This window comes from Streptomyces sp. BR123, from assembly GCF_013401435.1.
In the GTDB taxonomy this organism is placed as follows: domain Bacteria; phylum Actinomycetota; class Actinomycetes; order Streptomycetales; family Streptomycetaceae; genus Streptomyces.
This window is the reverse complement of record NZ_JACBGN010000059.1, coordinates 26,494-33,240: the sequence shown is the minus strand read 5'-3', so window position 1 is coordinate 33,240 and position 6,747 is coordinate 26,494. Positions and strand designations below refer to the sequence as shown.

3 protein-coding genes are annotated in these 6,747 nt (G+C 75.4%); all 3 read left to right on the top strand.

Annotation, left to right across the window (positions count from 1 at the left end; translation table 11 throughout):
• Positions 1–104: 104 nt before the first annotated feature.
• Positions 105–3,149: a type 2 lanthipeptide synthetase LanM family protein gene (locus tag HYE82_RS12720; RefSeq protein ID WP_179174113.1), complete on the top strand. Its 3,045-nt coding sequence runs from the start codon at positions 105–107 to the stop codon at positions 3,147–3,149.
• 215 nt (positions 3,150–3,364) lie between these two features.
• The gene (locus tag HYE82_RS12715) at positions 3,365–3,571 is read left to right on the top strand and encodes a hypothetical protein (RefSeq protein WP_179174112.1); all 207 of its coding nucleotides are present in this window, start codon (positions 3,365–3,367) and stop codon (positions 3,569–3,571) included.
• A 119-nt stretch (positions 3,572–3,690) separates the two neighbouring features.
• Entirely contained in the window at positions 3,691–6,660 is a 2,970-nt protein-coding gene (locus tag HYE82_RS12710) for a helix-turn-helix transcriptional regulator (protein ID WP_179174111.1), read from the top strand.
• Positions 6,661–6,747 lie beyond the last annotated feature (87 nt).

Below are 6,747 nucleotides of genomic sequence, written 5' to 3'. Positions count from 1 at the left end.
GGAGAAAACATGGGGGACTCTCCCCCATGCGGGAGAGGCACCCCCCGTACCAGGATCGGGCGTGACCCGGAGCGGTGGGTCGAGTCGGGTCGAGGAGGGGCGCGATGGTGACCGGGCAGGAGCGGGCCGGGGTTTCGCTGTCGGCGGTCGAGCGGTGGTGGGAAGCCGGGCTCGTCGGCGGTGGCGGGGGCGAAGGGCGGCCGGACTGGGCCGCGTTCGCCGAAGAGGCCTCGGCCGTCGCGCCCGAGGAGGCCGTGGCGCCCGAGGGGGACCATCCGGGGCTGAGCGGTTTCGAGTGGGTGCTGCGGCCGTTCACCGTCTGCGCGGGGGAGCGGCTGGAGCGGGGCGTGTCGGGGCGGGCGCGCAGGCTCGTGGACATGACCGCCGTGCGGGACGACCTGGAGAGGCACCTCAGCGGCAGGCTGGCACGGAGCGCGGCGCGGGCGCTGGTGCTGGAACTGTACGAGGCGCGGAGCGCCGGGCGGCTCGACGGCGACGACACGCGGGCCCGGTTCCGGGACTTCCTGGGGCGTACTGCGTCCCGGCGCGGGCTGGCGGCCCTGCTGGCCGGCCGGCCGGTGCTGGCGCGGATCCTGGGGCGGGCGGCGCTCGACGCGGCGGACGCCCTCGCGGAGGCGCTGGAGCGGCTGGCGGACGACCACGCCCGCCTGACCGCCGGTCTCCTGGAGGCGTCCGGCGGCGACCCGGGACTGCTGGTGGGCGTCGAGCCGGGCGCCGGCGACGGGCACCGGGGCGGACGGAGCGTGATGCTGCTGCGCTTCGCCGGCGGGACCCGGCTGGTGTACAAGCCGCGGCCCCTCGCCGTGCACCGCCACTTCAACGACCTGGTCGCCTGGTTCAACGAGCTGCCCGGCTCCGTGGACCTCCGTACGCTGCGGCTGCTCGACCGGGGCGCCTACGGCTGGGTGGAGTTCGTCGCGGCGGAGCCCTGCGCCTCCGCCGCGGAGGTCGAGACGTTCTACCGCCGGCAGGGCGCGCTGCTGGCGCTGCTGCACCTGGTCGACGGGACCGACCTGCACCACGAGAACCTGATCGCCGCCGGCGCCCACCCGGTGCTGGTCGACGTGGAGACCCTGTTCCACCCGCCGCTGGCGGGCGCCGCCACGGAGGACCCCGCCGCCCGCGCGCTCCACGACTCGGTGTACCGGGTCGGGTTGCTGCCCCAACTGCTGGTGGGCGACGACAGCGCCCTGGACGTGTCCGCGGTCGGCGGCGGCCGCGAAGCGGTGTCGCCCGTCGTCCGGGCGGACTGGGCCGACGCCGGCACCGACCGGATGCGCCTGGTGCGCAGGGCCGGGAGGTTCGGCGAGTCCGCCAACCGGCCGCGTCTCGTGGGTGGCGGGCCGATCGAGCCGGCGGCCCACATCGAGGCGCTGTGCGCCGGATTCCGCGCCGCGTACACGGTGATCGGCGCGGCCAGGGAGGAACTGCTGCACGGGACGGACTTGTTGAAGGCGTTCGCCGAGGACGAAGTACGGGTGCTGCTGCGTCCCACCCGTGTGTACAGCGCGCTGCTCGACGAGTCGACGCACCCCGATCTGCTGAAGGACGCGGGCGAGCGGCAGCGGGTCCTGGAGACCCTGCGCACCGACGAGCTCGGGACGCTCCTCGCGCCCGATCTGGTGGACGAGGAGATAGCCCAGCTCTGGGCGGGGGACGTACCGCTGTTCACCGCCCGTCCGGGCCGGGACCGCCTGTGGGGCGCGCCGGAGCGGCCGTTGGCCGGCCGCACGGACCTGTCCGGGATCGCCCGGGTCGCCGCGAGGATCGCCGCCCTGGACACGGTCGACCGCCAGGACCAGGAGTGGATCGTGCGGGCCGCGATGGCGACGGCCTCCCGCACGGCCGTGCACCGGCCCGTCGAATCCCGCCGCACCCCTACGGCGGAGCGCGCCCCGGAGCCGGAGCGGCTGCTGTCTGCAGCCCGGTCCGTCGGGGACCGGCTGGTCTCCCTCGCGTACCGCGGAGGACCACGCAGCAACTGGATCGGCCTGGAGCTCCTGGACGACCGCTACTGGCGGATCGGCCCGATGCCGGCCGACCTGGCCGGCGGTTACACCGGGCCGGCCCTGTTCCTGGCCCAGTTGGCGGCGCTCACCGGGGCCGGACACTACGCGGAGGTGGCCCGTACGGCCCTGGCGCCGGTGCCGCGGCTGCTCGACGCGCTGCGCGCCCGGCCCGCGGACCTCTGCGCGGTGGGCTCCGGAGCCTTCTCCGGCCTCGGCGGCATCGCGTACGCGCTCGCCGAGACGGCACGGCTGCTGGACGATCCGGAGGTCGCCGCATGGGCGTTCGCCATGCTGCGGCTGGCGGGCGCGGCGGCCCTGTCCGAGAGGGAGCACGGTGTGGGCGCGGGCGTCGCGGGCGGGCTCGTCGCACTGCTGGCCGCCCACCGGGCCGGGAGCGGCGCCGGGGACGAGGGGCAGGAGACCTGGCGGGACGCGCGGGCCTGCGCGGACCGGTTGACCGCGGTGGATCCCACGGCCGACGGGCGGGGCTTCACGACGGGGGCCGCCGGGCTCGGATGGGCCCTGCTGCGGTTCGCCGAGGCCGAGGCCGAAGTCACCGCGGGATCCGAGGGCGGGGCGGCCGAGGGCGGTGAGCGGTACCGCAGTGCGGGCCTGTCCGCGCTGCGGGCGGCCGTGGGCGGGGAGCCGGACGGAGGTCGGGGCCCGGGGGGCCACGGGGCAGCCTCCGTGCGCCCGCCGGCCGATGGGCCCGCGTCCGAGGCCCGCTACTCGGCCTGGTGCCGGGGGCGCGCCGGCATCGCGCTCGCGGTGCTGGACGCGCCGGGCGCCCTGGACGACCCGCATCTCGCGGCCTGGTCCCGCAGGACCGTCGAAGGGCTGGGCCGGGACAGGCCGGCTGCCGACGACAGCCTTTGCCACGGCGAGGCCGGACTCTGCGAACTCCTGGGCCACGGCGCCGTCCCGGAGGCACGCCCGCACTGGATCCGTCGCGCCGGAGCGCTCCTCGCGTCCGTCGAGGAGACCGGTGCCCGCAGCGGCGCCCCCGACGGGGTTCCGCATCCCGGCCTGCTGACCGGGCTAGCGGGGATCGGGCACGGACTCCTCCGGGCGGGGTTCCCGGAGCGTGTGCCGTCGCTGCTCCTCCTGCGGACGGCCTAGTGCTCTGACCGGAGAGGTTCACCGCCCCACGCCCCCCGGCAAACCACACCTCGCTGCGTTGTCGGACCGCGCGAGTACGCCGAGTACGGGCTGCGGCCCTCCGCCTTGCGATGCACCGCACCGGCCGCCGCGAGCCGGCAAACCCTTCCGGTCAGAGCATCGGGGACCACCACACACTTCAGCACGACCACCACACCTGCGGATAGGAAGGACGGATGACCATGCAGATCAACGACTCGGTGAGGTACGTCGACAGCGGCGCCGGCGCGGAGGCCGCGGCCCACGACCACCCGGTGGGCGAGATGGTGTTCGGGGCGATCGGGATGCTGGGGCTGCGCAGCCGACTGCTCAGATCAGCGGATGCCAACGCCGCCGCCTTCCCGGACATGCCCATCACCACCGGCTCCAAAGACCTGTTCTGAGCGGAGGACGGGCCCGTCGCCCGGCGACGTGTCAGGATTGACGCCTTGACCGATCGAGCGAAGGCCGGGGGGTTCCCCGGCCTCTGTCGGGCGCGAACAAGATCAAGTAACCTGCGCTCATGCGAGCGACGTCGTCGGTCATCGTGGGGCGGGACGCCGAGATCCGGCTCCTGGACGAGGCCCTGGAGAGCGTCAGGAGGGGTTCCGGACGGGCGGTGTTCCTCGTCGGCGAGGCGGGGATCGGCAAGTCCCGGGTGGCCGGCGAGTCCACCCGGCGCGCGTACGACCGTGACATGCCGGTGCTGCGCGGACGCGCGACGTCCACCGGGCTCGTCGTGCCCTTCCGGCCGTTGGTCGAGGCGCTGTCCTCGCGGTTCCGGGCGGCGGGCGCCCCGGACGACCCGGATCTCCAGCCCTACCGGCCCGCGTTGGCCGGCCTCGTACCGGAGTGGCGGGCCGGCACGGTGGTGCCCGGATACGCGATCTCGCTGGTCGAACTGGCCGAGGCGCTGCTCAGGCTGCTGGCGGTGCTCGGCCGCGATCGGGGCTGCGTGATCCTGCTGGAGGACCTGCACGACTCCGACACCGAGACGATCGCGGTCGTCGAATACGTCGTCGACAACGTGGCGGAGCTGCCGGTCCTCCTGGTCGGCACGCTCCGGCCCGACCCCGGCCCGGCGCTGGACCTCGCGCTCGCCGCCGAGCTGCGCAACACCGCCGCGTTACGGGAGCTGGGGCCGCTGGACGAGGCCGCCGTGCGGGACATGGCGGCCGCGTGTCTGGACGCCGGACCGGGTGAGGTCCCCCCGGCCGCACACCGGCACCTCTCGCAGTGGGCGTGCGGGAACCCGTACCTCGTGGAGGTACTGCTGACCGACCTGCTGGACACGGGACGGCTGAGCAGGACCGACGGCAGTTGGCAGCTCGCGGAGCACGGCGAGGCGACGGTGCCGACGGGCGCGGTCCGCAGTTGGGCACGCCGGCTGGACCGGCTCGACGAACCGGTGTGCGAACTGCTGCTCGTCGCGGCGACGCTCGGCGGCCGGTTCTCCGTCGGGGCCCTCAGGGCGGTGACCGGACTCGACGACCGGGCGCTGTTCGCCCACCTCCGGTCGGCCTCCGAGGCGGGGATCATCGCCCCGGACGGGGCCGCCCACGACCACTACACCTTCCGCCACGCACTCACGGCGGACGCGCTCAGGGCCTCGCTGCCGCCCGCCGAGCAGGCAGCGCTGGCCCGCCGCGCGGCCTCGGCCATCGAGGAGTCCACCGTCGAACTCTCCGGCGACCAGCGCCAGTTGGTGGCCGCTCTGCGGCTGGCGGCGGGCGACAAGGTGGCGGCGTCCCGGCAGTTCGCCCAGGTCGGCCGGCAGATGTTGGACGCCGGCGCGTCGGGCTCGGCCGCCGTGCTGCTGGAGCGCGCCCGGGGGCTCGCGGCCGACGAGGAGCGGGACGAGGTCACCGTGCAGCTGGCGATCGCCCAGGCCGAGTCCGGGCGACTCGACGAGGCGGCCGCGCTGCTCGACGATCTTCCGCCGGCGCCCGCCGGCTCGCGTGCCGCTGAGGAACGGGCCCAGGCGCACACGCAGGTCGCGTGGGTCGCGACCATGGCGGAGCAGCAGGAGGAGGCGGGCCGCCGGATCCGGGCGGCCCGCGCACTGCTCGGGGCCGCCCCGCGCCCGGAGCAGGAGGCGGCGCTCGCGGTGGTCGAGGGCCATCTCGCGCTGCTGCCGGAGCAGGACGGCCGGGGCGAGGGGCGCGGCCCGGTGGGCCGGGGCGGCGACGAAGGCCTCGAGCGACTGGAAGAGGCGGAACGTTCCGCCCGGTGGGCCGCGGTCACCGCGGAGGAACGCGGCCGGCCCGTGGTGGCCTGCCAGGCGTGGCAGCTGCTGGCCATGCTGTCCCGGGAGCGCGGGTTCGACGAGGCCGACGCCTGCCTGGAACGGATGCTGGCGGTCGCCGAGGAGCACCGGCTCGCGGTGTACCGAGCCGAGGCACTGCTGCGGCTCGGCACCAACGCGTTCATGCGGACCGGTGAGGCGACCCGTCTGGAGACCGCCCGCACGGCGGCTCACGAGCTCGGTTCGCTGGCCCTGCTCCAGGCCGTCGACGGGTTGCTCGCCATGCAGAGCGTGCTGGGTGGGCGATGGGACCGGGCCCGGGGGATCGTCGAGCTGTTGGTGGAGGCCAGCGCCCGCCTCCAGAACCTGTCGACGCACCGCTACCTGCTCCTCGTCGACGCCACGCTCGCCGCCCACCAGGGGCGGGCCCGCGAGCAGGAACGAGCCCTGGTCCGGTTCCGCCGGGCGGGCGGCGAGGAGTCCATGCTCGTGCCCCTGCAGCGCGGACTGTGCCAGGCCGTGGGCGCCCTGATGGGGGAGGACCGGGAACGGGCGAAGGCCGAGCTCGACGCGGCGCTGGCGTGGGAGCGGGAGCACCCGAGCTTCTTCTACCTCAGCGGCCGGTACGGGCTCGGCCCCCTGTTGCGGATCCTCGACGGTGAGGACGCCGGCCGGGAGGCGTACCGGGAGGCGCTGGCCTCGCCGGGCGGACATCTGGCCTGGAACCGGATGTTCCTCGGCATGGCGGACGCGGTGCTGCGAGGCCGGGACGGCGACCCGGACGGTGCGCAGCGCGCCGTGGAGCAGGCCGGCCGTGCGGCGACGGTGTTTCCGCAGGCGTGGCATCTCGCCCTGCGGCTGACCGCCGAGGCGGCGCTCGCCGATTCCTGGGGTGAGCCGGTCGCCTGGTTGCGGACCGCTGAGGAGTACTTCCACGAGGCGGGCGTACCTCCGGTGGCCGGGGCCTGCCGGGCCGTCCTGCGGCAGGCAGGGGTCAGCGTCCCGCAGCGCCGGGGCGGCCGGGAGCGGATCCCCGCGGGCCTGCGCACCGCGGGCGTCACGCCGCGCGAGTACGAGGTGTTCGTGCTGCTCGCGGAGCGGCCCGGCAACCAGCAGATCGCCCAGAGCCTGTGCATCTCGCCCCGAACGGTGGAGAAGCACATGGCGAGTCTCATGATCAAAACCGGTTCCGCGGACCGCTCCGCACTGTGCGCCTTGTCGGCGCAGTGTGCGCAGGACACGCCTTAGGGGATGTCCGGCGGGAGCCGGGATGGGGGACGGCTGCCGTCTCCATGGGGGACCGGTCCCCCATATGGGGGTGCAGTCCCCCTATGA